Here is a 26,019-nt window from a genome sequence, read left to right as displayed (position 1 = left end):
GGCGACAGAGGGGGAGGAACGTTCCGCCCGGCCCGGTTGGGTCGAGCCGAATGCGCCTACGATCCTTCAGCCGCGGGAGTTGCCTTGTCAGACGCCACAGTTCGTTCATTTGTCGACCGCCACATCGGCCCCGATTCTGCTGAGCTCCAGCGGATCCTGGGAGTGATCGGTGTCGGCAGCCTCGACGAGATGGCCGGAAAGGCCGTTCCCGCCAGCATCATCGACACCGTCGCCGACGGTGTCAGCGACGGGCTGAGCACGCTGCCTGCCGCGCTCACCGAGCACGAGGCGCTCGCCGAGCTGTCCGCGCTCGCCGCCAGGAACACCGTCGCGACCTCGATGATCGGGCTCGGCTACTACGACACCCTGACCCCGCCGGTTCTCGTGCGCAACCTGCTCGAGAACCCCGCCTGGTACACCGCGTACACGCCGTACCAGCCGGAGATCAGCCAGGGCCGGCTCGAGGCCCTGCTCAACTTCCAGACCATGGTCTCCGACCTCACCGGCATGGAGGTCGCGAACTCGTCGATGCTCGACGAGGGCACCGCGGCCGCCGAGGCGATGACCCTGCTGCGCCGGGCCAACAAGAGCCGTTCCCCGCGCTTCGTCATCGACGCCGACCTGTTCCCGCAGACCAGGGCCGTGATCGAGACCCGCGCCACCCCGCTCGGCATCGAGCTGGTGGAGGCCGATCTGAGCCAGGGCCTGCCCGAGGGCGAGTTCTTCGGCGTGCTCGCCCAGCTGCCCGGCGCCTCCGGTCGCGTCGTCGACTACGCGGACCTCATCGCGGCCGCCCACGAGCGTGGGGCCCTGGTCGCGGTCGGCGCCGACCTCCTCGCGCTGACCCTGCTCACCCCGCCCGGTGAGCTCGGCGCGGACGCCTGTTTCGGCACCACGCAGCGGTTCGGCGTCCCCATGGGCTTCGGCGGACCGCACGCGGGATACCTCGCGGTGCACACCAAACACGCCCGTCAGTTGCCGGGCCGCCTCGTGGGTGTGTCCGTCGATGCGGACGGTGATCCCGCATACCGACTCGCGCTGCAGACCCGCGAGCAGCACATCCGCCGCGAGAAGGCCACCTCGAACATCTGCACCGCGCAGGTGCTGCTGGCCATCGTGGCCGCCATGTACGCCAGCTATCACGGCGCCGACGGACTCAAGGCGATCGCCGAGCGGGTCAACGGACGCGCCGTCGCCCTCGCGGCCGGGCTGCGGTCGAAGGGCGTCGAGATCGTGCACGAGTCGTTCTTCGACACGGTGCTGGCCCGCGTCCCGGTCCGGGCGGAGGCGATCGTCGAGAACGCGAAGGGCTGGAACGTCAACCTGCGCCTCGTGGACGCCGATCACGTCGGCATCGCCTGCGACGAGGCCACCACCGACGCCCACCTGGCATCGGTCTTCGCCGCGTTCGGTGTCCGTCCCGAGGCGGCCGAGGGCGCGTCGGGCTCCTCCCTGCCCGCCGTGATGGCGCGCACCTCGGACTACCTGACGCACCCCGCATTCACCAAGCACCGCACCGAGACCGCGATGCTGCGCTACCTGCGGATGCTCTCGGACAAGGACATCGCCCTCGACCGGAGCATGATCCCGCTCGGATCCTGCACGATGAAGCTCAACGCCACCGCGGAGATGGAGCCGATCACCTGGCCGGCGTTCTCGGGCCTGCACCCGTTCGCGCCGACGGCGGACGCGCCCGGCATGCTGCAGATCATCAGCGATCTCGAGGGCTGGCTGGCGGCGATCACCGGCTACGACGCGGTGAGCCTGCAGCCGAACGCCGGCAGCCAGGGCGAGTACGCCGGCCTGCTCGCCATCCGGAACTACCACCTCAGCCGCGGCGACGATCACCGCGACACCTGCCTGATCCCGTCCAGCGCACACGGCACCAACGCGGCGTCCGCGGTGATGGTCGGCATGCGGGTGGAGGTGGTCGCCTGCCGCCCCAACGGTGACGTCGACCTGGCGGACCTCAGGGCGAAGATCGCCGACCATGCCGAGCGGCTGGCGGCCATCATGATCACGTATCCGTCCACGCACGGCGTGTACGAGCACGAGGTCGCCGACATCTGTGCGGCCGTGCACGACGCAGGCGGGCAGGTGTACGTCGACGGGGCGAACCTCAACGCGCTCGTCGGCCTGGCCCGTCCCGGACGATTCGGCGGCGATGTCAGCCACCTGAACCTGCACAAGACCTTCTGCATCCCGCACGGCGGCGGCGGGCCCGGCGTCGGCCCGATCGGTGTGCGTTCCCACCTGACCCCGTTCCTGCCCGGACACCCGATGGCGCCGGAACTGGGCGGCTCGGGCCCGGTGTCGGCCGCGCCGTACGGCAGCGCGTCGATCCTGCCGATCACCTGGGCGTACATCCGGATGATGGGCGCGACCGGGCTGCGCCGTGCCTCGCTCACCGCGATCGCGTCCGCGAACTACATCGCGCGCCGACTGGACGAGTACTTCCCGGTGCTCTACACCGGCGAGAACGGCATGGTCGCGCACGAGTGCATCCTCGACCTGCGTCAGCTCACCAAGGACACCGGCGTCACGGTCGACGACGTGGCCAAGCGCCTGGCGGACTACGGCTTCCACGCGCCGACGATGAGCTTCCCGGTGGCGGGGACGCTGATGGTCGAGCCCACCGAGAGCGAGAACCTCGACGAGATCGACCAGTTCTGCGAGGCGATGATCGCCATCCGCGCCGAGATCGACCGGGTCGGTGCGGGCGAGTGGCCGGTGGACGACAACCCGCTGCGCGGCGCGCCGCACACCGCCGGCTGCCTGGCCGCGGAGTGGGACCACCCGTACTCGCGCGAACTCGCGGTGTTCCCGCTCGGCAAGGCAAGGCCCAAGGTGTGGCCGTCGGTGCGCCGGATCGACGGGGCGCAGGGCGACCGGAACCTGGTGTGCTCCTGCCCGCCGATCGAGGCCTTCAGCGGCTGATCACGCTCCGGGCCGGTCGCGCGCACTCGTGAGGAGACCAAAGGGTCCTTGTGTGCCGTGACCTGCCCGGAGGACGATGGTGAGCGTGTGGGCGGCTCGTCGGCCGCCTTCGTCGAGCCAAAGGTGCAGGCAATGTTCACCACCATCGCACGAGCCGTCGCCGTAACCGCCGTCGTCCTGTCCGTCGGAGCGCTCGCAGCTCCGACGGCATCCGCCGAGCGGCGCATCATCGGGGGAGGGTCGCTCGAGTTCTGCTTCGTCGTCCCGCTGCCCGGATCCGCCGACATCGAATGGTGTGTCTGACGAGGGTGGGTAGCCCGAGCCGGGCGTCAGCGGAGCGCTTCGCCGATCGCGGCGCCCAGCTCGGGGCCCTGTGACGAGCCGACGGCGGTCAGGGAGCCCCCGGTCTGCTCGGCGAGGGCCCGCAGGGTGTCGGCGTCGGAGTTCTCGCCGATGGTGATGACGTCGATCCGGACCGGCTTGCCATCGACCGTGGCGTCCCCGATCGACGCCAGCAGCTGCCGGGAGCTGATCGACGTGTCGTCGTTCGGTCCGTCGGTGATCAGCAGCACCGAGTTCGGGCGGTTCGGATCGAAGCCCTGCACCGCGTCCGCGTATGCGGCCTCGACGGAGGCATAGGTGGAGGTCGCGGTCGCGGGGGTCAGGGAATCGAGTGTCGAAACGATTGCCTGCCTTCGGGTCCCGCCGCCGACGGTATCGGCGAGCGGTCCGGTCGGGACGGCGGTCCGGTACGCCCTCGCGCCGTCGAGATTCCTGGAATAGACCCACAGTCCGAGATCGGAGTGATCGGGCGTCCGGTTCAGTTGCCCGGTCAGCGCGGCGGCCGTGTTGGTCAGCCGCGTCCCGTCGCCCTCGACGTTGCTCATCGAACCCGAGATGTCCATCAGGACCGTCGTTCTGAAGGGCACCGCCGGATTTGCGAGCGCCCGGCTCAGCGTGTCGGGCACGGGCCAGGCGGCGGGCTGCAGTGGCGTGTCGATGGGGGTGAAGGGGACCGCGCCCACCGCCGAGGGGGATTTCCCGTCGACGCGGAAGCCTGCGTCGCGCAGCACCGGTGCCTGCTCGGGCCTGCGGAGGTAGTCGGCGAACTCCGCGGCAGCACCGCGGCGCGCCTCGTCCACCCATCCGGTCGCGATGATCGCGGCGGGATGGTCGGCCACCGGGGTGGCTCCGGCCGGGAGGTACGCGGTGAGTGCGTTGGTGTCCGGCTCGGCCGCATAGAGCTGTTGCTCGGTGACGGCGACCGCGTGCACCGCCCCGGCCTTCGGGTCGGGCTGGGCGGCGAGCGCGGCGAGCGCGTCCGCGGTGGTGGCGGGGTTGTCGGGAGCGGACGGGAACGCGGCCGCCGAACCGAGTGCGAGCGAACCGAGCGCCGCGCCGACCGGTGCGGACGCGGCCTGTTCCTCGGTGACCGGCCCGGCCCCTGCACCCGAGACCGCCGCGGCGACCGCCTCGGCGGCGAGCGCGGACGGATCCGAACCGAGCCCCGTCGGCATGGCCAGGCGCAGGGGGCCCCACCCGGCGAGTCCGAGCCCCTGCAGCGCATTCGGGTCCGACTGCAGGCGCGGGAGGTCCTGCCAGCCGATCTTCGGTCCGGCGAGGGCTTCGGCGAGCATGACCGGGGCGGCCAGCAGCACCGGCGAGGAGGCGACGGACTTGGGCTGGCCGTCGATCAGCCCCGTCTGCCCGCCGAGCCGAGCGATCGACTGGGTGCTCTGCGGAATCCACAGTGCCGGTGCCGGTCCCGGACCGGGCCACTGCTGACCCCCGCTCGCGGCCAGCGCGTCGACCACGGCCTGTGACGGGGTGGTGGTGACGGTGACGGTGATGCAGTGATCGCGCACCACCGGTGTGGTCTGCGTGTAGCGGTCGGCAAGGGTCTGGATCTGCGCGGCGATGTCGGGATCGGCGGTCACCTCGAGTACGGCCGGACCCTCGACGCACGTCTCGGCGGCCTGGGTTCCCTGATCGGAGATCCGATCTCGGAGTTGGAACCAGCCGAGCACTGCGAGCACGAGGACGACGACGGTTCCCACCGCGATCAACGGGCCCTTGCTGACACCCCTCGTGCCCTGTGCGCCGCGATGCTGCCCCACGTGTGCCCGCCTTGTCGTCGATCGGTGGCGTCCCGCAGGTCCGCCTCATCGGTACCACCGCAGTCTACGGACGGGGGCGGAGCGGAAGCGGCGAAGCCGCGTCCCCAATGGGGCGGAACGGGCGAAGCCGCCTCCCGACCGGATCGGTCGGGAGGCGGCTTCGTGGTGACGGCGTTGCGGATCAGGCGTTGGCGGCCTTGTACTCGCGCCGACGGCGGTGCAGGATCGGCTCGGTGTAGCCGCTCGGCTGCGACGCGCCCTCGAGGATCAGCTCCTTGGCGGCCTGCCACGCGATGTTGGTGTCGAAGTCCGGCGCCATCGGGCGGTAGCTGGCGTCGCCCTCGTTCTGACGGTCGACGACCGGGGCCATCCGCTCGAGGCTGGCGACGACGTCGGCCTCGGTGACGACGCCGTGGCGCAACCAGTTCGCGAGCAGCTGACTCGAGATGCGCAGGGTGGCGCGGTCTTCCATGAGCGCGACGTCGTGGATGTCCGGAACCTTGGAGCAACCGACACCGGCGTCGATCCAGCGAACGACGTAGCCGAGGATGGACTGGCAGTTGTTGTCCAGCTCCTCCTTCTTCTCCGCGTCCGACCAGTCCGCACTCGGGGCGAGCGGGATGGTCAGGATGTCGTCGACGGTGGCGCGCGGCTTGCCTTTGAGCTCGTCCTGGACGGCGAAGACGTCGACGCGGTGGTAATGCGTCGCGTGCAGGGTGGCGCCGGTGGGCGAGGGGACCCACGCCGTGTTGGCACCGGAACGCGGGTGACCGATCTTCTGCTCGAGCATGTCCGCCATCAGGTCGGTCATGGCCCACATGCCCTTACCGATCTGCGCCTTGCCCTGCAGGCCCGCCGCGAGGCCGGTGTCGACGTTCCAGTCCTCGTAGGCGGAGATCCACTTCTGCTTCTTCATCTCGGCCTTGCGGATCATCGCGCCGGCCTCCATGGAGGTGTGGATCTCGTCGCCGGTCCGGTCGAGGAAGCCGGTGTTGATGAAGACCACCCGCTCGCTGGCCTCCTTGATGCAGGCGGCCAGGTTGACCGTGGTGCGGCGCTCCTCGTCCATGATGCCGACCTTGAGGGTGTTCGCGGGCAGCCCGAGCACTTGCTCGACGCGACCGAACAGCTCGGTGGTGAAGGCGACCTCTTCGGGGCCGTGCTGCTTGGGCTTGACGATGTAGACCGAGCCGGTGCGGCTGTTGTTGTGCGGTCCGTTCGCCTCGCTGATGGACAGGCCGTGGATCGCACACAGGCTGGTGATCAGCGCGTCGAGGATGCCCTCGGGGACCTCGTTGCCGTCGGCGTCGAGGATGGCCGGGTTCGTCATCAGGTGGCCGACATTGCGCACGAACAGCAGCGAGCGGCCGTGCAGGGTCAGCTCGCCGCCGTCGGGTGCGGTGTAGGTGCGGTCGCCGTTCAGGGTGCGGGTGAAGGACTTGCCGCCCTTGCTGATCTCCTCGGCCAGGTCGCCCCGGTTCAGGCCCAGCCAGTTGCGGTAGCCGACGACCTTGTCGTCGGCGTCCACGGCCGCGACGGAGTCCTCGAAGTCCATGATCGTGGTGAGCGCGGACTCGAGGACGACGTCCTTGACGCCGGCGGAGTCGGTCTGTCCGATGGGGGAGCTCGCGTCGATCTGGATCTCGGCGTGCAGCCCGTTGTTGCGCAGCAGGACCGAGGTGGGCGCGTCCTTCTCGCCGAGGTAGCCGACGAACTTCTCCGGCTGCGCGAGGGTGGTGACGGTGCCGTCGGTCAGCTCGACCTTCAGCTCGGCGCCGTCGATCCAGTAGCGCCGGGAGTCGGCGTGGCTGCCGGCCGCGAGCGGCGCGGCGGCGTCGAGGAACTCACGGGCCCAGGCGATCACCTTGTCGCCACGGACCTTGTTGTAGCCCTTACCCTTCTCCGCGCCTTCCGCCTCGGAGATCGCGTCGGTGCCGTAGAGCGCGTCGTACAGCGAGCCCCAGCGCGCGTTCGAGGCGTTGAGCGCGAACCGGGCGTTGAGCACCGGAACCACGAGCTGCGGGCCCGCGGTCGTCGCGATCTCCGCGTCGACGTTCTGGGTCTCGATGCCGAACGGGGCGGGGGTGGGCAGCAGGTAGCCGATCTCCTGCAGGAACGCCTTGTACTCGGCGGCGTCGAACGCCGGGCCCGAGTGGTCGCGGTGCCAGGCGTCGATCTGCGCCTGCAGATCGTCGCGCTTGGCCAGCAGCGCCTTGTTCTTCGGGGCGAGGTCCTCGATGACCTTGACGGCGCCGGCCCAGAAAGTGTCGGCGTCGATGCCGGTACCCGGGAGAGCCTCGGTGCCCACGAAATCGTGGAGAACCTTGGCGACCTGAAGACCACCGACCTGCACGCGCTCAGTCATGAAATGCCTCACTTCTCTGGGAATGCCTCATGTAGACGGCGCTCATGTTACTCGGGGGTAATCCGCTAGCTGTTTCTCCTGGTGGGTTAACAGTCCAACCGTACTGGTTGGCCGGGCATTCCCGCGATGCGCCCGCGGTGCCCTGTCACTCCGTCGGCGTGGGCGGACCGATGAAGATGCCCTCCGCCTCGACGGTGACGCCGTCGGCGTCCGACAGGGTGCCGACCACGACGGTCTTGCGGCCCTCGTTGCGGTCGATGCGGGCCTCTGCGCGGAGCGGGCCGAGCGGGGTGCCGCGCCGGTACCGCAACGTGAGGGTGCCGGTGAACCGCGGCTCGATCGAACTGGCGGTGGTACCGAGCAGGTGATCCATCACCAGTGCGCAGATCCCGCCGTGCACCAGCCCCGGCGGGCCCTCGTAGGCGGCGCCGAGCGTGACCTCGGTCCAGTGCAGGCCGGCGTCGTCGGACACGATGACCAACGGGGGAGCGATCGCGTTCCGCAGGCCGATCCCCGCGTTGCCCCAGGCGATCGACTCGCCGTCGGCGGTGAATCGCATCCCGAATCCGCCGTCGATCTGCTCGGCGCGCAGCTTCGCGGTGGCGGCCACGACCGTCGCCTGGACCTCGCGGATCACCGCCTCGTCGACCTCGGTGCGAATGGTGGCGTCGACGAGGTCGCGGACCGCCGCGGTGAGCGGGCCGTAGAGCGCCCGGCGCCGGTCGAGTTCCTGGGTGTCGATGTCTTCTCGGGTGAACTTCACCGTGTGATCCTGCAGCACTCGTCCGGGGGACGCGAGCGAATCGGGGCGCGCGGCACTCTCGCGTTGCGTCACACCGGGACTCGAGCTGTGGAACCATGGATCCGTGATCGAGACCATGGATAACCTGCCCGCAGGCACCCTGGGTTTCCGGGCGAGCGGGATGGTGACCGCGCAGGACTACAGGGACGTCCTCGACCCGGCCATCGATGCGAAGATCGCCGAGCACGAGAAGGTCAACATCGTCTATGTGCTCGGCGACGATCTGAGCCGCTACAGCGCCGGTGCGCTGTGGCAGGACGCCGAGCTCGAGACCCGTCCACGGCACAGCTGGGGTCGGATCGCGCTGGTCACCGATCACGAGTGGATCGGCAAGGCGATTCACCTGATCAGCTTCTTGTTTCCCTGTGAGATGCGAGCCTTCACGCTCGCCGAGGAGCCTGCCGCGATCGAGTGGGCCGCGCGGGGGGAGTGAGCGGCGGGTGAGTCACCGGTTCAGCAGGGCCCGGCACTTGGCCAGCAACTCCGCGCGCAGCGGCGCCGCGCGCTCGGCGAGCGCCGACTGCTCTCGAACGTAGTCCGCTCGGCCCTGCGGAGTCTCGATGGCGACCGGCGCGTAGCCGAGCGCGCTCAGGTCGTACGGGCTCGCCCGCATGTCGAGTTCCCGGGCGGCCATCGCCAGCTCGAAGCACCGCAGCAACAGGTCGGAGTCGACCAGCGGCGCCAGCTTGTAGCTCCACTTGTAGAGATCCATGCCTGCGTGGAGGCAGCCGGGTTGTTCGCGCGCCGCCTGGTCCTCGCGCCGCAGCGCGGTGTCGTTGCGGCCCACCGCGTCCGGGGTGAAGAACCGGAACGCGTCGTAGTGGGTGCAGCGCAGGTTCATCGACTCCACGACAGCGTCGGTGCCGTCCGGGCCCAGCCGCAGCGGGGTGCCCGAATGCCGGACCGCCTCCTCGCCGCCGCGGTACACCATCGCCCACTCGTGCAGGCCGAAGCAGCCGAGCTGTGCGGGGCGGGCCGCGGTGCCCGCGAGCAGCCGCTCGGTGAACTCGAGCATCGAGCGGCGCTGGGTCAGCAGCCGCGGGTCGGCCTCGGCGGTGTCGTCCGTGCATCGGCGATACCCCGAGTAGTCCCAGTACTCGCCCGCAGCGGGACCGGACAGTCGCACCCCGAGACCGGGATGCCAGCGCCGCAGCTGGGCGGGCCGGAGGCTGTAATAGGTAAACAGGAAGTCGATCACCGGATGCTTCTCGCCGCGCGTCTGTCGGGTCAGGTGCGGGCCGATCAGCTCGTCCACCCGCGCCTGGTGCGCGTCCCGGCGCGCGGTCCACTCGTCCTGGGTGAGGACGAGCGGACCGCACGAGAGCGTCGAGGGGGTCACGGCGTCCGTTGCCCGGGCACCGCGTCGTCGATCCGGTGCGTACCGTCGCGGACCGTGCCGATGAACTCCTCGACCAGGTCCTCGAGCGCGACGATGCCGATCGTCTGTCCGGACTCGTCGACGACGGACCCCAGGTGGCTGCTCGCGCGCCGCAGTGTCGCCAGCGCCTCGTCGAGTGGGGTCTGCTCCTGCACCTGCGGAAGTGGGCGCACGTCGGAGCGGGGGATCACGGTGTCCGGGCCGGCGTGTATGTCGCCGACCTCGTCGAGCACGTCCTTGAGATGCAGGTACCCGGCCAGCGTTCCGTCGGCCAGCCGCGCGGGATAGCGCGAGTACCCGGTCTCGATCACCGCCTCCTCGACGGCGCCGAGCGTGGTCCCGTTCGCGGTCAGCGGAACGCTGCGCACCTTGTCGAGCGGGATCAGCACGTCCGCGACGGTCCGGTCGGCGGTGTGCAGCGCCAACGTCAGGCGTCGGTGCTCCTCCTCGTCGATCAGCCCCTCGGATCGGGACTCGCCGATCATCTCGGCGAGTTCCAGCGCCGACACCGTGGTATCGAGCTCGTTCTTGGGCTGCACCCCCATCGCGCGCAGTGTCGCGTTCGCACACAGGTTGTAGAACGCGATCAGCGGGCGGACGAGCCGGATGAACGCCAGATGCGCGGGCACCAGCAGCATCGCGCTTCGTTCGGGCCCGGCGATGGCGATGTTCTTGGGCACCATCTCGCCGAGCAGGATGTGCAGGATCACCACCAGCGAGAGCGCGATCGTGAACGAGATCGGATGCAGGAACCCGTCCGGCACGCCGAGCGCGGTCATCGGCACCTCGATCAGGTGCGCGATCGCGGGCTCGCCGACCCGGCCCAGCAGGATCGAGCAGATGGTGATGCCGAGCTGCGCGCCCGCCAGCATCAGCGACAGGTTCTCGCCCGCCTTGATCACGGTGCGGGCCCGCTTCTTGCCCTGGGCCTCCAGGGCCTCGAGCCGGTCGCGTCGCGCCGAGATCAGCGCGAACTCGGCGGCGACGAAGAAGGCGTTGCCCGCCAGCAGGAGAACGGTCAGGGCGACCGCGAACAGATCACTCACGGCCGCTCACCTCCGTCCCCTTGACGTGGTCGGTCAGGTCGGGGACCGGGGTCAGCACCACCCGGTCGATCCGGCGGCCGTCCATCGCGGCGACCCGGGCGATCCATCCGCCCGCGGAGCGGGTCTCGCCGTCCGGGTTCGGCAGGACCACCTGGTCGCCGACCTCTGGGATCCGGCCCAGGTGAGCCAGGACGAGGCCGCCGAGGGTGTCGTACTCGCCCTCCGGAGCCGAGTATCCGGTGGTCCGGGTGACCTCGTCGATGCGCAGCAGGCCCGAGCAGATCCAGCTGTCGCCGCTGCGTTGCACCTCGATCTCCGGCTCGTCGTGCTCGTCGCGGACGTCGCCGACGATCTCCTCGATCAGGTCCTCCATCGTCACCATGCCTGCGGTGCCGCCGTACTCGTCGACCACGAGCGCCACCTGCATGCCGTCGGCCCGGACCCGTTCCATCAACTCGTCGCCGTCGAGGCTGGAGGGCACCACCGGCACCTTCTGCGCCAGGGTGATCAGTGGCGTGGCCGTCCGCCCCGCGGCGGGAACCGTGAACGCGTGCTTGATGTGCACCACGCCGACCGTGTCGTCCAGGTCGCCGTCGACGATCGGGAACCGCGAGAATCCCGTCCGCGAGGCGGCCTCGATGAGGTCGGCGACGGTGTCCCGGAGTTCGAGTGTCTCGACCTTCACCCGCGGGGTCATCAGTTCCTCCGCGCTGCGTTCACCGAACCGCAGCGATCGATCGACGAGCAGCGCGGTCCCGGCGTCGAGCGAGCCGCGGCTGGCGCTGGTGCGCACCAGCGAGCCGAGCTCCTGGGGGGAGCGCGCCGAACGCAATTCCTCGGCCGGTTCGATGCCGAGCCTGCGGACCACCCAGTTGGCGGTCCCGTTGAGACCGTGGATCGCCCATTTGAAGATCATCGAGAAACCCGCCTGCAGACCGGCGGTGGTCCGGGCGGTCTTCAGGGGAAGGGCGATGGCCAGGTTCTTCGGCACCAGCTCGCCGAACACCATCGACAGCGATGTCGCCAGCACCAGGGCGAGCGTCAGCGAGATGCCACCGGCAACGGATTCGCCGACGTTCACCGCGGTCAGCGCCGGCTGGATCAGCTTGGCCAGCACCGGTTCCGCGAGATAGCCGGTGATCAACGTGGTGATCGTGATGCCGAGCTGGGCCCCGGAGAGCTGGAACGAGAGCGTGCGGTGCGCGTGCTGTACCTGGCGCGAGCGCCGGTCGCCGTCGCGCGCGTGGGCGTCGACGGTGCTGCGTTCGAGCGCGGTGAGTGAGAATTCGGCGGCCACGAACAACGCGGTGCCTGCGGTCAGTGCCGCGAACCCGATCAGGCTCAAGACGGTGAGTGCGATCTCCATCAGCTGTCGCCGCCGAGCGTGGGTCCTAAGGGGGGAAGCGCGCCGGGTTTGTCGCCCGGCTCGGTAGAGGAGCCCTCCGTAGAGGTGCTCTCGTCGCCGGACTCGGTCGAGTCGACGACAGTAAGAGTGGGTGCCTCGGGCACCTTGTTCCTTCCTGTTGTGCGCAGCCATGCTCTGCGCGTGGGCGCGTGCAGACCTCGATTCTACCGGGCACGGGTGACCGTGCCCGGTAGTCGAGGTGGTGCGCGGGTGTGTCGGCTCGCTACCAGCCGGTGTCTCTGTCGGCTACCAGCCGGCGGGCAGCGGGCGGCCCTCGGCGAAACCGGCCGCCGACTGCACGCCGAGCAGCGCCTTCTCGTGCAGCTCCTCGACCGTGCGGGCACCCGCGTAGGTGCAGGTGCTGCGCACCCCGGAGCAGATGTGGTCGATGAGGTCCTCGACGCCGGGGCGGTCCGGGTCCAGGCGCATGCGCGAGCTCGAGATGCCCTCCTCGAACAGGCCCTTGCGGGCGCGGTCGAAGGCGCTGTCGGTGGCGGTGCGGGCCGCGACGGCGCGCTTGGACGCCATGCCGAAGCTCACCTTGTAGGCGTTGCCCGCCTGGTCCATCCGCAGATCGCCGGGTGACTCGTAGGTGCCGGCGAACCAGGAACCGATCATCACGTTGGACGCGCCTGCCGCGAGGGCGAGGGCCACGTCACGGGGGTGCCGGACGCCGCCGTCCGCCCAGACGTGGGCCCCGAGCTCGCGTGCGGCCGCGGCACATTCGGCCACCGCCGAGAACTGGGGCCTGCCGACGCCCGTCATCATCCGGGTGGTGCACATCGCGCCCGGCCCGACACCGACCTTGACGATGTTGGCACCCGCGGCGATGAGGTCCCGGGTACCCGCGGCGGAGACGACGTTGCCCGCCGCCAGCGGCACCCCGAGGTCGAGGGCGGCGACGGCCCCGAGCGCGTCGAGCATCTTCTGCTGGTGTCCGTGCGCGGTGTCCATCACGAGCACGTCCGCGCCGGCCGCGACCAGTTCGCGTGCCTTCGCCGCCACATCGCCGTTGATGCCGACGGCGGCGGCGACCCGCAGCTTGCCGTTCGCGTCGAGGGCGGGTTCGTAGATGCCGGCCCGGATCGCGCCGGTCCGGGTGAGCACGCCCGCCAGGGTGCCGTCCTCGTTGACGATGACCGCGATGGGGTCGTGCTTGGACTCGAGCAGTTCGAAGACCTCGCGCGGGGACGCCGTCACGGGTGCGGTGACGAAGTCGGTGATGGCCACGGCGCGGAGCCTGGCGAAACGGTCGACGTCGGCGCAGGCGGCCTCGGTGACGACGCCGATCGGGCGGTCGTTCTCGACCACGACCAGCGCGCCGTGCGCACGCTTGGGCAGCAGGGCGATCGCGTCGGAGACGGAGTCCTCGGGGCCGAGGGTGACCGGGGTGTCGGCGACCAGGTGGCGGCTCTTGACGAACGAGACCGTCTCGGCGACGGCGGAGGCGGGGATGTCCTGCGGGATGACCACGATGCCGCCGCGACGCGCAACGGTCTCGGCCATCCGGCGACCCGCGACCGCGGTCATGTTCGCGACGACGATCGGGATGGTGGTGCCCGATCCGTCGACCGTGGACAGATCCACGTTGAATCGGGAGGTGACCTCGGTGCGGTTGGGCACCATGAAGACGTCGTCGTAGGTCAGGTCATAGGGCGGCTGCTGGCCGTCGAGGAAGCGCACGTCTTACGAGAGTACCGGTTGGGAAGACTGCGCGTGTGTGGTGACCTCCGCCTGCGATCTGGACAGCACGATGGTGGTGCCGACCATGACGAGCACCGTGACCGCGATCAGAGCCATCCCGGGGCCGTGCACCCGCAGCCGCTCGCCGAGCACCGTGAAGCCCAGGAAGGCAGCGGCCAACGGCTCGGCGATCGTGATCGCGGGCAGCGAGGCGGAGAGTGGGCCCGCGTGGAACGCGCGCTGCTGGAGGTAGAACCCGGTGAGGCCCGCGGCGATCAACGCCCAGGTGGTCCAGTTGCCGAGCACGGCCGCCGGGCCCAGGTGCAGCAGGTCGATCACGGACTTGGTCAGCGCGACCACGACGCCGTACAGCGAGCCGCTGGCGAACCCGAGCAGCAGCGCCCGGGGGCCGGGGCCGATCCGGGCCATCGCCGCCGCGACCGCGGCGGCGACCAGACCGAGCATCACCGTGAGCGGGACCAGCCAGTGTGCGAACGCCGACGAGTTGTGGCCCTCGGTCGGGTTCCCGACGATCAGGAACGCGACCAGCGCCGCCGCCAGCGCCAGCGCCATCGACCAGGTGCGTGCGGTCATCCGGGCACCGCTGAACCGGGCCGAGAGGGGGAGCGCGAACAGCAGGGACGTCACGATCAGAGGCTGCACCACCAGCACCGACCCGACGCCGAGTGCGATCGCCTGGAACACGTAGCCGCCGCCGTCCCCGAGCAGGCCCGCCCACCAGCGCTTGCTCCTGATCAGCTCGGCCATCAGCGCGTCCTCCTCCGCCACCCCCGCCGCCGCGCTCTGCTGGGCCACCGAGCCGCAGGCGAACAGCAGCGCACCGATCAACGCGAACGCGACGGCAAGCAGGGGGGTTCCGGACATCGCTCAGCGTCCCCCACGATTGCGGTGGCCGTGCGCGCCCGCACCGCTGCCGCGCCGCCCGCCTGCGCGCGCCGTGGTCGCGCCGGGACGCCTGCCCCGTGCTCCCCGCGCGGGGGCGCGCTCCTTCGGTGGTGTCGGCTCCGGCACGGCCGGCGGCGGCACCGGGATGCCGCTGGGCGTGCGGGCGCCGGTCAGGGCGACGAGCGCGGCGCTGCCGGGACGTACCTCGAGGCCCGCGACGGACACGCCCGCCCTCTCGGTCAGCGCGGCGACCTCGGCGCGTTGATCGTCGGTCACCAGGGTCACCACGGTCCCGGACTCGCCTGCGCGGGCGGTCCTGCCGGCGCGATGCAGGTACTCCTTCGCCTCGCCGGGGGGATCCACGTGGACCACCAGGTCGATCCCGTCCACGTGGATTCCGCGGGCAGCGACATCGGTGGCGACGAGGACCGGGGTGTCGCCGTCGGCGAAGGCGGCCAGCGTGCGGGTGCGGTTGCTCTGCGTCTTGTCGCCGTGCAGCGCGCCCGCGACGACCCCGGCGGACCGCAGTTCGTCGGCGACCCGGTCCACGCCGTGCTTCGTGCGGACGAAGAGCAGGGTCTTGCCTGTGCGCGAGGCGATCTCGGCGACCACGGCCTGCTTGTCGGCCTTGCGGACATAGAGCAGGTGGTGGTCCATCGTGGCCACCGAGGCGGCCGCAGGCGCGGTGGCGTGAGTGACGGGATCGCTCAGGTAGTCCCGGACGAGGGCGTCGACCCCGCCGTCCAGGGTCGCCGAGAAGAGCAGGCGCTGACCGTCTTTCGGCGTCCGGTCGAGCAGCGTGGTGACCTGCGAGAGGAACCCCAGTTCCGCCATGTGATCGGCCTCGTCGACCGTCGTCACGCGTACCTCGGCGAGCGAGGCCGCGCCCTGCTCGATCAGGTCGGTCAGTCGGCCGGGCGTCGCCACCAGCAGATCCACCCCGCGTGCGAGCCGCTGGGCCTGAGCCTTGATCGGCAGTCCGCCGACCGCGCAGGCCAGGCGCAGCCCGAGTGAGAGCGCCGATTCGTCGAGCGCCTTCTCGATCTGCGCGGCGAGTTCCCTCGTCGGCGCGAGGACCAGCCCGCGAGGGCGGCCGGGCGCGCTGGGGGCGCCCTTGAGCCGGACCAGCATCGGCAATCCGAACGCGAGGGTCTTGCCGGAGCCGGTCGGACCGCGCCCGAGCACGTCGCGGCCCGTCAGGATGTCGGGGATCGCGGCGGCCTGGATGGGGAACGGGACGGTGATCTTCTCCCGATTCAGTGACTGCACCAGCAGCGGCGGGAGGCCGAGCCCCGCGAAGGTGGCGGCGGGTCCTGCGGTCACTGGGTCGGACATGTCGCGGTTGCCTCCGATGTTGGGCCGCGGGCGCCCCCGATCTCACGGAACGTCGTCGGCGCGTGCAGTGAGGTTACCGCCCGGGCGGCCAGGATTCGCCATTCATGCCCGTGACCTCGACGCGGCGAACGCTGTCGGTGGCCGGGTGCATCATTCGACATCGAACATACATTCGAATTCGGGAGGGTGGGTCATGTGTGAGATCTGCGACGGGATGAGCCCGGAACAGGCACGTCGAAAGATGTTGCGAGCCATCGACAGGTGCGGATGGGCGCTGCAGTACGTCGAATCGTCGGTGGACGACAGGGGCGTGCACCCGGCCTTCTGCTACACGGTCGGGTTGACCGGGATCGGGTGCTCCGAGGTTGTCCTCACCGGCAGGGCGGCGGATGAGTCGGTGGCGGTTCTCAACGAGCTCGGACAGCGCTTGTGGCACGGCGATCCGCTCGAGCCGGGGGACCGTATCGAGGCCTGCGGACTCGAGGTGTGCCTGATCCGAGTGCGTGAGTGCGAGTCCTGGCTGCTGCGCGCGGTGGACCTGTACGGGCCGCGGGCCGTGTCCGCCGTCCAGGCTGTCTGGGCCGATTGCGAGGGCCTGATGCCGTGGGAGGGCCCGATCAGCTCGACCATCGTGCAACCGTTGCTGGGGACGCCGCCGGGCGGCCGGATCGTGGCCTGACGAGACCGGCCTCCCTCCTGCACCTCACGGCGCCGGAGGGAGGCCGGGTCCACGGAACTCGGCGGTGTTACGCCTGGACCTCGGAGCGGTCGCCGCTCCAGAGTGTGTGGAACTTGCCGGGGCGGTCGGTGCGCTCGTAGGTGTGCGCGCCGAAGAAGTCGCGCTGCCCCTGCGTGAGCGCGGCGGGCAGGCGTTCCGCGCGCAGGCCGTCGTAGTACGACAGGGAGGAGGCGAAACCGGGGACCGGGATGCCGAGCATGGTGGCGGTGGCCACGACGCGGCGCCAGCTGTCGATGCCCGCCTCGATGGATTCCCGGAAGTACGGGGCGAGGATCAGGCTCGGCAGGTCCGGGTTCTCCTCGTACGCGTCCTTGATCCGATTGAGGAACTGTGCGCGGATGATGCAGCCGCCGCGCCAGATGGTGGCGAGGTCGGCGGGCTTGAGATCCCAGTTGTACTCGGCGCTTCCGGCGGCGATCTGGTCGAAACCCTGGGCGTACGCGACGATCTTCGACGCGTACAGCGCCGCGCGGATGTCCTCGGTGAACTGTGCGGCGTCGGTCGGCTTGTCGCCGAGGGTTCCGGCGGCGAGGCCCTGCGCCTGGGCGGCCGCTCGCTGGGCCCGAGAACCGGACAGCGCGCGAGCGAAGACGGCCTCGGCGATGCCGGTGACCGGGACTCCGAGGTCGAGCGCGGACTTGACCGTCCAGCGGCCGGTGCCCTTCTGCTCGGCGGCGTCGACGATGACGTCCACGAGGGCCTGACCGGTCGCGGCGTCCTTCTGCCGCAGCACCTCCGCGGTGATCTCGATCAGGTAGGACTCGAGCGTGCCGGTGTTCCACTCGGCGAACACGTCCGCGATCTGGCCGGCATCGAGGCCCAGCGCGTCACGGAAGAGGTGATACGCCTCGCCGATCAGCTGCATGTCGGCGTACTCGATGCCGTTGTGCACCATCTTCACGAAGTGACCGGCGCCGTCGGGGCCGATGTGGGTGCAGCAGGGGGTGCCGTCCACCTGGGCCGCCACGGACTCGAGCAGCGGTCCGAGGGACTCGTAGGACTCCTTGGGGCCGCCCGGCATGATGGACGGGCCGTTCAGGGCGCCCTCCTCGCCGCCGGAGATGCCTGCACCGACGAAATGCAGTCCGCGGGCGCGGAGCGCGGCCTCGCGGCGGATGGTGTCCGTGTACAACGCGTTTCCGCCGTCGATGATGATGTCGCCCGGTTCCATCGCGGACGCGAGCTCCTCGATCACCGAGTCCGTGGCGTCTCCCGCTTTCACCATGATCAGGACCCGGCGCGGCTTCTGCAGGGCCGCGACGAACTCTTCGACGGTCTCGGTGCGGACGAAGTCGCCGTCACCGCCGTGCTCGGCGATGAGGGCGTCGGTCTTCGCGACGCTGCGGTTGTGCAGGGCGACGGTGTGGCCGTGCCGGGCGAAGTTCCGGGCGATATTGGAGCCCATCACGGCAAGTCCGGTGACGCCGATCTGCGCGCGGGCGGTCGTGCTGCTGTTCTCGGTCATGCCGTACACCTTCCCTTGCTGGGCGCGCGAACAAAAGCGCGGGTCCCGATTTCGGCTGCGGGTGCCGGTGCTGCGCGTCCTGTGTCCGGATACACGAGACGCCACCGACCGCGTGGGCGGTCGGTGGCGTCTCGTGGTGGGGTCGTCTGCGATCAGCGATCGCGACGCGGGCCCTCGAATCCGTCGTACGAGCGGCGTTCGGTGCGGCTGCGGAAGCCGCCGGAGCGAGCGGAATCGCCGCTGCGCTGGGGACGGTCGCCGTGGCCGCGATCGGCGTTGCCGGAGTCGCGGTTCGGGCGGTCGCCGTACGGGCGGTCCCGCTGCGGGCGCTCGCCCTGGGGACGGTCGCCGTACGGGCGGCTGCCGTGCGAACGCTGGTAGCCACCGTCGCTGCGCTGGGGGCGGTCGCCGTACTTGCGCTCGCCCTGGTAACCGCCCTCGGAGCGGTTGCCCTGGTAGCCACCCTCGGAGCGCTCGCCGCGGTAGCCGCCGCCGTCGCGCTGGGGGCGGTTGCCCTGGTAGCCGCCCTCGCTGCGGGGCCGGCTGCCCTGGTAGCCGCCGCCGTCGCGCTGGGGCCGGCTGCCCTGGTAGCCGCCACCGTCGCGCTGGGGCCGGTTGCCCTGGTAGCCGCCACCGTCGCGCTGGGGCCGGTTGCCCTGGTAGCCACCCTCGCTGCGCTGGGGGCGCTCGCCGTACTTGCGCTCACCCTGGTAGCCGCCTTCGGAGCGGTTGCCCTGGTAGCCACCCTCACTGCGGGGCCGGCTGCCCTGGTAGCCGCCGCCCTCGCGGCGCGGCCGGTTGCCCTGGTAGCCACCCTCGCGTCGGGGCCGATCGCCGAAGCGATCGCTCTTGAAGTGCTGTTCGCGAACCGGCTCGCCACTCGGCGCCTTGGCGCCGGTGATGCTGGCCAGCTCCTCGGAGCCGGGCGCGACGTTCACCGCGGTGGCGTCCACCCCTGCCATCCCGGTGAGCTTGCGAACCAGGCGACGCTGGTTCGGCAGCACGATCGCCACGACCGTGCCCTTCTCGCCCGCGCGGGCGGTCCGGCCGGCGCGGTGCAGGTAGTCCTTGTGATCGGCGGGCGGATCGACGTGCACGACCAGGTCGATGCCGTCGACGTGGATGCCGCGGGCCGCGACGTCGGTGGCGACGAGGACCGGGGTGCGGCCGCTCTTGAAGCGCTCGAGGACGCGGGTGCGCTGGTTCTGGGCCTTGCCGCCGTGCAGCGACTCGGCCGGGATGCCAACCGCGCGAAGACGATCGGTGATGCCCTCGCAGCCGAGCTTCGTCCGGGCGAACATGATGGTGCGGCCCTCGCGGGCGCCGATCTCGGCGAGGACGACATCCTTCTGACCGCGCTCGACGAGCAGCACGTAGTGCTCCATGGTGTCGACGCTGGCCTTGCCGTCCTCGGTCGAGTGCGTCACGTGGTCGGACAGGAACTGCCGGACCAGCGACTGCACCTCGCGGTCGAGGGTCGCGGAGAACAGCAGGCGCTGACCGTCGGGCCGGGTCTCGCCGAGGATGGAACGGACCTCGGGCAGGAAGCCCATGTCCGCCATCTGGTCCGCCTCGTCCAGCGCGGTGATCTCGACCTGGTCGAGCACGCAGGTCCCCTGGCGCAGGTGGTCACCGAGTCGACCGGGGGTCGCGACGAGGATGTCGACGCCGCGACGGAGCTGCTCGACCTGCTTGGTGAACGGCATGCCACCCACGGCGGCGCGCACGTTCACGCCGACCGAGGATGCGTACGGGTACAGCGAGTCGACGACCTGGATCGCGAGCTCGCGCGTGGGCACGAGGACCAGTGCGCGGGGTCGCTTCGCGGCGGGACGGTCCTCGTGCTGGGCGAGCCGGGCCAGCATCGGCAGGCCGAAGGCGAGGGTCTTGCCGGACCCTGTCTGGGCCCGACCGAGGACGTTCCTGCCCGCGAGCGCGTCGGGCACGGACATCGCCTGGATCGGCGACGGCACGGTGATGCCGTTCCTGCCGAGGGCGGCGATCACGGGAGCGGGCAGACCGATCTCGGCGAACGTGATGGTGGGGGTCTCCTCGGCGGGCGAGGGGGACTCGAGCGTCGCCGGTTCCTCGGGGGAAACGGGGGCAGCAGAAGACATGTGGACAGCGTCGGTCACGCGGATTACCTCTCCGGACGTCGGGCGCGTCGCGGAGCGCGAGCTGTCATGCAGCACGCAAAGAGACGAGCCGGGCACAGTGTCGCCTGGCCATTCCCGGTGACATTACGGCCGGGGGCGGGGCTGGGTGCCTGAACAATCAATGGTTGGACCGCGATTGCGGCCGTCGTCGAGTGTACGCGAGGCCCGGTAAAACAACACGTCAGCGGGGTTGTGACGTGGGCAACTGCGCCTGGGCGCGCCGCCGGGTCGGGCTCAGCCCCCGAACCGGAACGGGTCGGGCTCAGCCCCGGAACAGGCGGCTGAGCTCGACCAACCAGGGCACCGCGACCGCGATCGTGGGTACGACGAGGATGGCAACCGAGGCGAGATAGGCGGCGGCCGCGATCTGGAGATCGTTGCCGTCGCCGCCGAGTCGCCTGATCCGGGTCAGCGTGTGGGGCCCGCCCGCCGCCATGGCGCCGACCGGGGCGCTTGATCCCGAGCAGGCGACCAGCGCACGGGCCAGGGGAGTCGGTCCGGTGACCTTGACCGCCGAGTCGTCGGCGAGCATCTCGACGAGCAACTGGACGCAGCCGAGCGCGGACTTGCTGCGGACCACCCGGGGGAAGGCCTCGTTCACGGCGGTGAACGCCTCGAGGACCAGGTCGTGCCGGGCCCGAAGATGCGAGCGCTCGTGCATGAGGATGGCCTTGACCTCCTCGCGCTTCAGGCTCGCCAGAGTGCCCTCACTGAGCACGACGCGTTGCCGGAGGCCGGGCAGACAGTAGGCGATCGGTTCGGCGGCGCTCAGTACCCGAAGGTTCGAGGTGCGTCCGCGGTGCGGGTCCCGCTGATCGAGGAGGTCGACCAGCATCCGGTGCCGGGCCCGGCGCCTGCGCGTGCGCACGCCGACCGACGCGATGGAGAACACCAGCTTCGCGCCGATCAGCAGGGTGAGGGTGAGCACCACCACGTAGGCGGTCCACAGTGGGAGGCCGAGCGCGTCGATCTCTGCCGTGGGTGCGGTCGTCGGCTTGCCGTCGGGGCCGGGCACAAGCAGTTGGGTCGCGATCGCCAGCCCGGAACTGAAGGCGGACAGCACGGCGGCCAGCGCGATCGCCTGCCACAAGACCAGAGCCGCCCGCGGCGCCCGATACGGCCAGGTGGCCCGGGCGAGGACGGCGGGCACCGGCCCTGCAAGCAGAAGTGCGAGCAGCGCGAAGGCCAGTGCGGTGGTGGGGTTCATGTCCTACCCATCATCCACATTCTGGTTCAGCTGGCTCGATCGGTCCCCGGATCGACGCTGTGGAGGCCTCGCTTGGCGGCGTCGGAGGCCTCGAGCGCGGCGAGCGCCTCCCGCAGCGCGGCCGCCTCGTCGGCGCCCACCTGCCCGACGAAATGGACGAGCGCGGCGGCCCGTCCGTTGGACTCCTCGGCCTGTTGCAGCGCGTCGACCATCAGGCTCGCGACGAGCTCGTCGCGGCCGTGCACGGGCACATAGCGGTGGGCGCGATCGTCGCGCTGCTGGATCACCAGATTCTTCTTGGCGAGACGCTGCAGCACCGTCATCACGGTCGTGTACGCGAGCTCCCGGCGCGTGGCGAGAGCCTCATGTACCTGCCGCACCGTCTGGGGTTCGGAACTGGACCAGAGGTGGTCCATGACTGCGCGCTCGAGTTCACCAAGTCCTGCCATGGGAACAGTCTACGGACTGTCCGACGCACATGCGTACTACTACTCGTAGTACGGAATCGCGGGAACTGTGCTATGGGCGTGCGGGGGCGCTGGAGGGAATAGTCTGCAGTCATTCCGTCGAGAGGCGCACCCGTGGATTGGCTGCTTCGCTGGTCACTGACCTCCGGCCCGCTCCCGTGGTTCGTCACGGTCGTCGGAGCCGCGGGCGGACTCTGGCTGCTGCTGGCGCCGATCACGAATCCGCGTCGGTACCGGCGCCGCGCGGTACCGCTCGCCGCCGCGGTCGCGCTCGCGTGCACCGCCGCCCTCTGGTTCGTCGTCGAGAAGTGGTGGCGGCCGTTCCCCGATCCGATCGCGACCGAGGTCTATGTCTGGATCGGCCTGGGGATCCTCGCGGTGGCGCTGCTGCTGGCGCGGTTGCTGCTGGACCGGCGGGTGTGGCGAGCGGTGGTCTCCGTGTTTGCCGCTGTGGCCGTGGTCGCGGCGGCAGGCGCGCAGATCAACCTCGAGTTCGCCGCCTACCCGACCGTGCGCGACGTCCTCGGCATCGCCGATCCCAACGAGATCGGCTTCGATCAGCTGCCGCCGCCCCAACCGGATCCGGTCGCGGGTACCCCGCTCGAGTCGGTGTGGCGGCCACCGGCCGACCTGCCCACCGAGGGGCGCGTGACGACGGTGGCGATCCCCGGCGTCGTGTCCGGATTCGGTGCCCGCGAGGCTCGGATCTACCTCCCGCCGGCCTACTTCGCGGACCCCAGCCCGGCGCTGCCCGTGCTGGTCCTGCTCGCCGGGCAGCCGGGATCCCCGGAGGACTGGCTGGGCGGTGGACGGCTGGCTCAGGCGATGGATGCCTTCGCCGCGCAGCACGGCGGCCTGGCGCCGGTGGTGGTCGTCGCCGACGGCACGGGGTCCCAGCTCGCCAACCCGCTCTGTCTCGATTCGCGGCTCGGCAACGTGGCGACCTATCTCGCCCGGGACGTGCCCGACTGGGTGAAATCGCATCTCGAGGTGAACCCGGACCCGCGGACCTGGGCCATCGGCGGGCTGTCCTACGGCGGCACGTGCTCGTTGCAGATGGCCACCAACTACCCACAGGTGTACCCGACTTTCCTCGACCTGTCCGGGCAGGAGGAACCGACACTCGGCGACCGGACCCGCACGGTGGACGAGGCATTCGGCGGCGATGCATCGAAGTTCGCGGCGGTGAATCCGATGGACCTGATGGCCGCGCGGACCTACCCGAACTCGGCAGGCGTGTTCGTCGTCGGCAGCGACGACAACGAGTACCGGCCCGGGGCTCAGCGGGTGTATCAGGCGGCCAAGGCGGCTGGGATGGACGTGCAGTACCTGGAATTGCCAGGGGGGCACAGCTTTGCGGTGTGGTCGGCCGGGCTCGAACGCGAGCTCGGGTGGTTGGCGACAAGGATGGGGCTGATCTCATGACTCAGGCGACCGCGACGGCGACGGCGGCCACCCGGCAGACCCGGAGGCTGGTCGAGCTGGCCAGGTCCGGCGCGTCGGGCGCGCCGGTGAGCATCGGACTGCTGGTCCTGATCTGGGTCCTCGGCGCGGCGACCTCGAGCCTGCTGTCCGGTCCGTCGCGGTACGTGGACCGTCATTTCGCCGTGGGAATCGTGGCCTTCGAACAGGGGCGGGTCTGGACGGCGTTCACCGCCGGGCTCTGGGCGCCGAGCCTGGCCGGATATCTGGTCGCGACGGCGCTGGTCCTGCTGGTGGCCGCGCCGATCGAGCACCGGATCGGGTCGGGCCGGTTCGCGGTGGCCGCGGTCGGTACCCAGGTGCTCGGCGCGTTGCTCGGCGTCGCGGTGGCCGCGCTCGTCAAACTCGTCGACGAGGGATGGGGCTTCCGGCTCCACATCGGCGGCGCGGTCGGCCCGACGACCTGGATCGTCGGCGTGGCGATGGTGGCGAGCTCGCGGATGGACACGCTGTGGCGCCGGCGGACCCGGGTGGGTCTGCTGGCGCTGCTGATCACGCTCGCGCTGTTTGGCGGGCACCTGCAGGACGTCATCCGGCTCGCCGCCGGGGTGGTGGGGCTGGTCCTGGGCCCGTGGATCGTCGGCCGGTCGGCGCGCGGGACGCGCCTCGCGGGGACCCGCCGCGAGGGCCGGGTCCTCGTCGCGATCGTGGTTGCCGCCGGTGCGCTCGGCCCGGCGCTGGCGGCCCTCTCGCCCAACGCGGTCGGGCCGCTGGCCGTGCTGCGCGAGCTGTTCCGCGGGGTGCCGTGGACGCCGGACGAGGTGCGCGCGGTCTGTTTTGCTGGGTCGTCGGACAGTGAGGCGTGTCGGCGCGGGCTGCTCGGGCTGCGGCTCGGCGGGGTCGGGCCGACGCTGCTGAGCCTGATGCCCTCGATCTTCCTGCTGGTGCTCGCGGACGGGCTGCGCCGTGGGAGGCGGTTCGCCTGGATCGCGGCGGTCGTCGTGCAGGGTGTGCTGCTCGTGCTGTCCGTGGCCAACTACTTCGTCCGGTTCATCGAGTCGGTCGGGGAGGAATCGATCTTCTACGGTCTCGACTCGCCGAACCTGTACCGGACCATCGCGCCGTTCCTGATGCCGCTCGCGATTCTCGTGCTGCTGTTGCTGACCCGACGGTTCTTCGACGTCTCCGCGCCGAAGGGCACGTACCGCAAGATGTGGGCGCTGCTGCTGGCCGTCGCCGCCGGGCTCGGCGGGCTGTACGTCATCGGCGGATTGCTGGCGGGCCGCGGATTCGATCGGGACCCCGGGCTCTCGGGGTTGATCGTCGACTACCCCCAACGCCTGATCCCCCCGGTGTATCTGCAATGGCTGGACCCGCGGCTGCTGCCCGACAGCGCGGCCACGACGCTGCTGTTCGAGTGGACCGGTGTGTTGTTCTGGGCGATCGCCTGCGTGGCGGTGCTGGCGACGTTCCTCGCACCGGCCTACGGCGCCGACACGGAGGACACGGAACGGGCCCGGAACCTGTTGCGGGCCACCGGTGGTAGCCCGCTGTCGTGGATGACGACCTGGCGCGGCAACAAGTACTGGTTCAGCCCGGACGGGAAGAGCTACGTGGCGTACCGGGTGATCGCCGGCGTCGCGCTGACCACCGGAGACCCGGTCGGTCCGCCGGACCGGTTGCGGGCCAACGTGACCGATTTCGCGGAGTTCGCGTCGGGCAGCGGCTGGATCCCGTGCTTCTACTCGGTGACGGGTGGGCTGCGGGAGGTGACCGATTCGATGGGGTGGTCCGGAATCCAGGTCGCCGAGGAAACGGTGCTCCGGCTCGACGACCTGGCGTTCACCGGCAAGAAGTTCCAGGATGTGCGCACCGCGGTGAACCGGGCCAAGAAGGACGGGATCGGTGCCGAGTGGATCTCGTTCCCCGACGCCCCGCTGGCGATCACCGATCAGATCACCGCCATCTCGGAGGAGTGGGTGGCGGACAAGGGGATGCCGGAGATGGGCTTCACCCTCGGCGGCCTCGAGGAGATCGACGACCCGCAGGTGCGGTGCCTGGTCGCCGTGGATTCCGAGCGCACCGTGCACGGGGTCACCTCGTGGATGCCCGTCTACCGCGACGGACGGGTGGTCGGGTGGACGCTCGATTTCATGCGACGCCGTTCCGAGGGCTTCCGTCCCGCGATGGAATTCCTGATCGCGTCGGCGGCGATGCTCCTCAAGGAAGAGGGCGCGGAGTTCGTCAGCTTGTCCGGCGCACCGCTGGCGAAGGTCGCCGCGCCGGTCGACGCCGCGGAGGCCGAGGAGGATCCCGCGCGCTCCGCATTGTCCACGGTGCTGGATCGGCTCCTGGACGTCCTCGGCAAGACGCTGGAGCCGGTGTACGGGTTTCGGTCCCTGCTGGCCTTCAAATCGAAGTTCCAGCCCGAGTACGTGCCGATGCACATGACGTTCGCCGATCCCGCGGCGTTGCCGAGCATCGGCAACGCCATCGGGCGGGCCTACCTGCCGGAGGTCTCGGTCGGGCAGGGCGTTCGCCTGGTGCGCACCATGATCGGTGGGGGGAACCGCTAGCGACTGCTTGCAG

Annotated in this window: 19 protein-coding genes; 6 read left to right on the top strand and 13 right to left on the bottom strand. The window is 70.6% G+C overall.

Annotated features, from left to right (window positions below; genetic code table 11):
* Positions 1-84 precede the first annotated feature (84 nt).
* The gene (gene gcvP, locus ACFQS9_RS18860) at positions 85-2,937 is read left to right on the top strand and encodes an aminomethyl-transferring glycine dehydrogenase (protein WP_378407442.1); all 2,853 of its coding nucleotides are present in this window, start codon (positions 85-87) and stop codon (positions 2,935-2,937) included.
* A 132-nt stretch (positions 2,938-3,069) separates the two neighbouring features.
* On the top strand, positions 3,070-3,240 hold the full coding sequence (locus ACFQS9_RS18855) for a hypothetical protein (RefSeq protein ID WP_378407440.1): 171 nt from the start codon (positions 3,070-3,072) through the stop codon (positions 3,238-3,240).
* 26 nt (positions 3,241-3,266) lie between these two features.
* On the opposite strand, the gene ACFQS9_RS18850 is transcribed toward ACFQS9_RS18855, so the two are convergent.
* The 3 genes from ACFQS9_RS18850 to ACFQS9_RS18840 form a co-directional block, all read right to left on the bottom strand.
* Complete coding sequence (locus tag ACFQS9_RS18850; RefSeq protein WP_378407438.1) at positions 3,267-5,054, bottom strand: substrate-binding domain-containing protein; 1,788 nt, start codon at positions 5,052-5,054, stop codon at positions 3,267-3,269.
* 181 nt (positions 5,055-5,235) lie between these two features.
* Positions 5,236-7,419, bottom strand: coding sequence for a malate synthase G (locus ACFQS9_RS18845; RefSeq protein WP_378407436.1), 2,184 nt, complete (start codon positions 7,417-7,419; stop codon positions 5,236-5,238).
* A gap of 145 nt (positions 7,420-7,564) precedes the next feature.
* A complete protein-coding gene (locus ACFQS9_RS18840) occupies positions 7,565-8,182 on the bottom strand; it encodes a PaaI family thioesterase (protein ID WP_378407434.1) in 618 nt (205 codons plus the stop codon).
* A gap of 103 nt (positions 8,183-8,285) precedes the next feature.
* Between ACFQS9_RS18840 and ACFQS9_RS18835 the strand changes: the two genes are divergently transcribed.
* A complete protein-coding gene (locus tag ACFQS9_RS18835; protein WP_378407432.1) occupies positions 8,286-8,654 on the top strand; it encodes a SpoIIAA family protein in 369 nt (122 codons plus the stop codon).
* Positions 8,655-8,666: 12 nt separating this feature from the next.
* Here ACFQS9_RS18835 and ACFQS9_RS18830 read toward each other — a convergent pair whose 3' ends face one another.
* The 6 genes from ACFQS9_RS18830 to ACFQS9_RS18805 form a co-directional block, all read right to left on the bottom strand.
* Positions 8,667-9,560, bottom strand: a complete 894-nt coding sequence (locus ACFQS9_RS18830; protein ID WP_378407430.1) for a 3-methyladenine DNA glycosylase — start codon at positions 9,558-9,560, stop codon at positions 8,667-8,669.
* Positions 9,557-10,645, bottom strand: coding sequence for a hemolysin family protein (locus tag ACFQS9_RS18825; RefSeq protein WP_378407428.1), 1,089 nt, complete (start codon positions 10,643-10,645; stop codon positions 9,557-9,559). The genes ACFQS9_RS18830 and ACFQS9_RS18825 overlap by 4 nt, the downstream gene beginning before the upstream one ends.
* Positions 10,638-12,011, bottom strand: coding sequence for a hemolysin family protein (locus ACFQS9_RS18820; RefSeq protein ID WP_378407426.1), 1,374 nt, complete (start codon positions 12,009-12,011; stop codon positions 10,638-10,640). Before ACFQS9_RS18820 ends, ACFQS9_RS18825 begins: the two co-directional genes overlap by 8 nt.
* A 285-nt stretch (positions 12,012-12,296) precedes the next feature.
* On the bottom strand, positions 12,297-13,733 hold the full coding sequence (gene guaB1, locus ACFQS9_RS18815) for a GMP reductase (protein WP_378407424.1): 1,437 nt from the start codon (positions 13,731-13,733) through the stop codon (positions 12,297-12,299).
* 3 nt (positions 13,734-13,736) lie between these two features.
* Complete coding sequence (locus ACFQS9_RS18810) at positions 13,737-14,618, bottom strand: DMT family transporter (RefSeq protein WP_378407423.1); 882 nt, start codon at positions 14,616-14,618, stop codon at positions 13,737-13,739.
* Positions 14,619-14,621: 3 nt separating this feature from the next.
* Positions 14,622-15,974 (bottom strand): DEAD/DEAH box helicase, encoded by a 1,353-nt coding sequence (locus tag ACFQS9_RS18805; RefSeq protein WP_378407422.1) that lies wholly within the window; start codon positions 15,972-15,974, stop codon positions 14,622-14,624.
* A gap of 193 nt (positions 15,975-16,167) precedes the next feature.
* Between ACFQS9_RS18805 and ACFQS9_RS18800 the strand changes: the two genes are divergently transcribed.
* The gene (locus ACFQS9_RS18800; RefSeq protein ID WP_378407420.1) at positions 16,168-16,653 is read left to right on the top strand and encodes a DUF4262 domain-containing protein; all 486 of its coding nucleotides are present in this window, start codon (positions 16,168-16,170) and stop codon (positions 16,651-16,653) included.
* Between the two features lie 67 nt (positions 16,654-16,720).
* On the opposite strand, the gene gndA is transcribed toward ACFQS9_RS18800, so the two are convergent.
* From gndA to ACFQS9_RS18780, 4 genes are all read right to left on the bottom strand, one after another.
* A complete protein-coding gene (gndA, locus tag ACFQS9_RS18795) occupies positions 16,721-18,178 on the bottom strand; it encodes an NADP-dependent phosphogluconate dehydrogenase (protein WP_378407418.1) in 1,458 nt (485 codons plus the stop codon).
* A gap of 152 nt (positions 18,179-18,330) precedes the next feature.
* Positions 18,331-20,313 carry a DEAD/DEAH box helicase gene (locus tag ACFQS9_RS18790; protein ID WP_378407416.1) on the bottom strand — a complete coding sequence of 661 codons (1,983 nt, stop codon included), beginning with the start codon at positions 20,311-20,313 and terminating at the stop codon, positions 18,331-18,333.
* A gap of 283 nt (positions 20,314-20,596) precedes the next feature.
* Positions 20,597-21,541 carry a M56 family metallopeptidase gene (locus tag ACFQS9_RS18785; protein WP_378407414.1) on the bottom strand — a complete coding sequence of 315 codons (945 nt, stop codon included), beginning with the start codon at positions 21,539-21,541 and terminating at the stop codon, positions 20,597-20,599.
* A gap of 26 nt (positions 21,542-21,567) precedes the next feature.
* Entirely contained in the window at positions 21,568-21,990 is a 423-nt protein-coding gene (locus tag ACFQS9_RS18780) for a BlaI/MecI/CopY family transcriptional regulator (protein WP_378407412.1), read from the bottom strand.
* Between the two features lie 132 nt (positions 21,991-22,122).
* Between ACFQS9_RS18780 and ACFQS9_RS18775 the strand changes: the two genes are divergently transcribed.
* Positions 22,123-23,433 (top strand): alpha/beta hydrolase, encoded by a 1,311-nt coding sequence (locus tag ACFQS9_RS18775; protein WP_378407410.1) that lies wholly within the window; start codon positions 22,123-22,125, stop codon positions 23,431-23,433.
* Entirely contained in the window at positions 23,430-26,006 is a 2,577-nt protein-coding gene (locus ACFQS9_RS18770; RefSeq protein ID WP_378407408.1) for a bifunctional lysylphosphatidylglycerol flippase/synthetase MprF, read from the top strand. The genes ACFQS9_RS18775 and ACFQS9_RS18770 overlap by 4 nt, the downstream gene beginning before the upstream one ends.
* The last annotated feature ends 13 nt before the right edge of the window (positions 26,007-26,019 follow it).

This window comes from Rhodococcus daqingensis (assembly GCF_042665615.1).
GTDB lineage: Bacteria > Actinomycetota > Actinomycetes > Mycobacteriales > Mycobacteriaceae > Rhodococcus_G > Rhodococcus_G daqingensis.
Note: the sequence above shows the minus strand (reverse complement) of the source record. Positions and strands in the feature narration are given on the sequence as shown.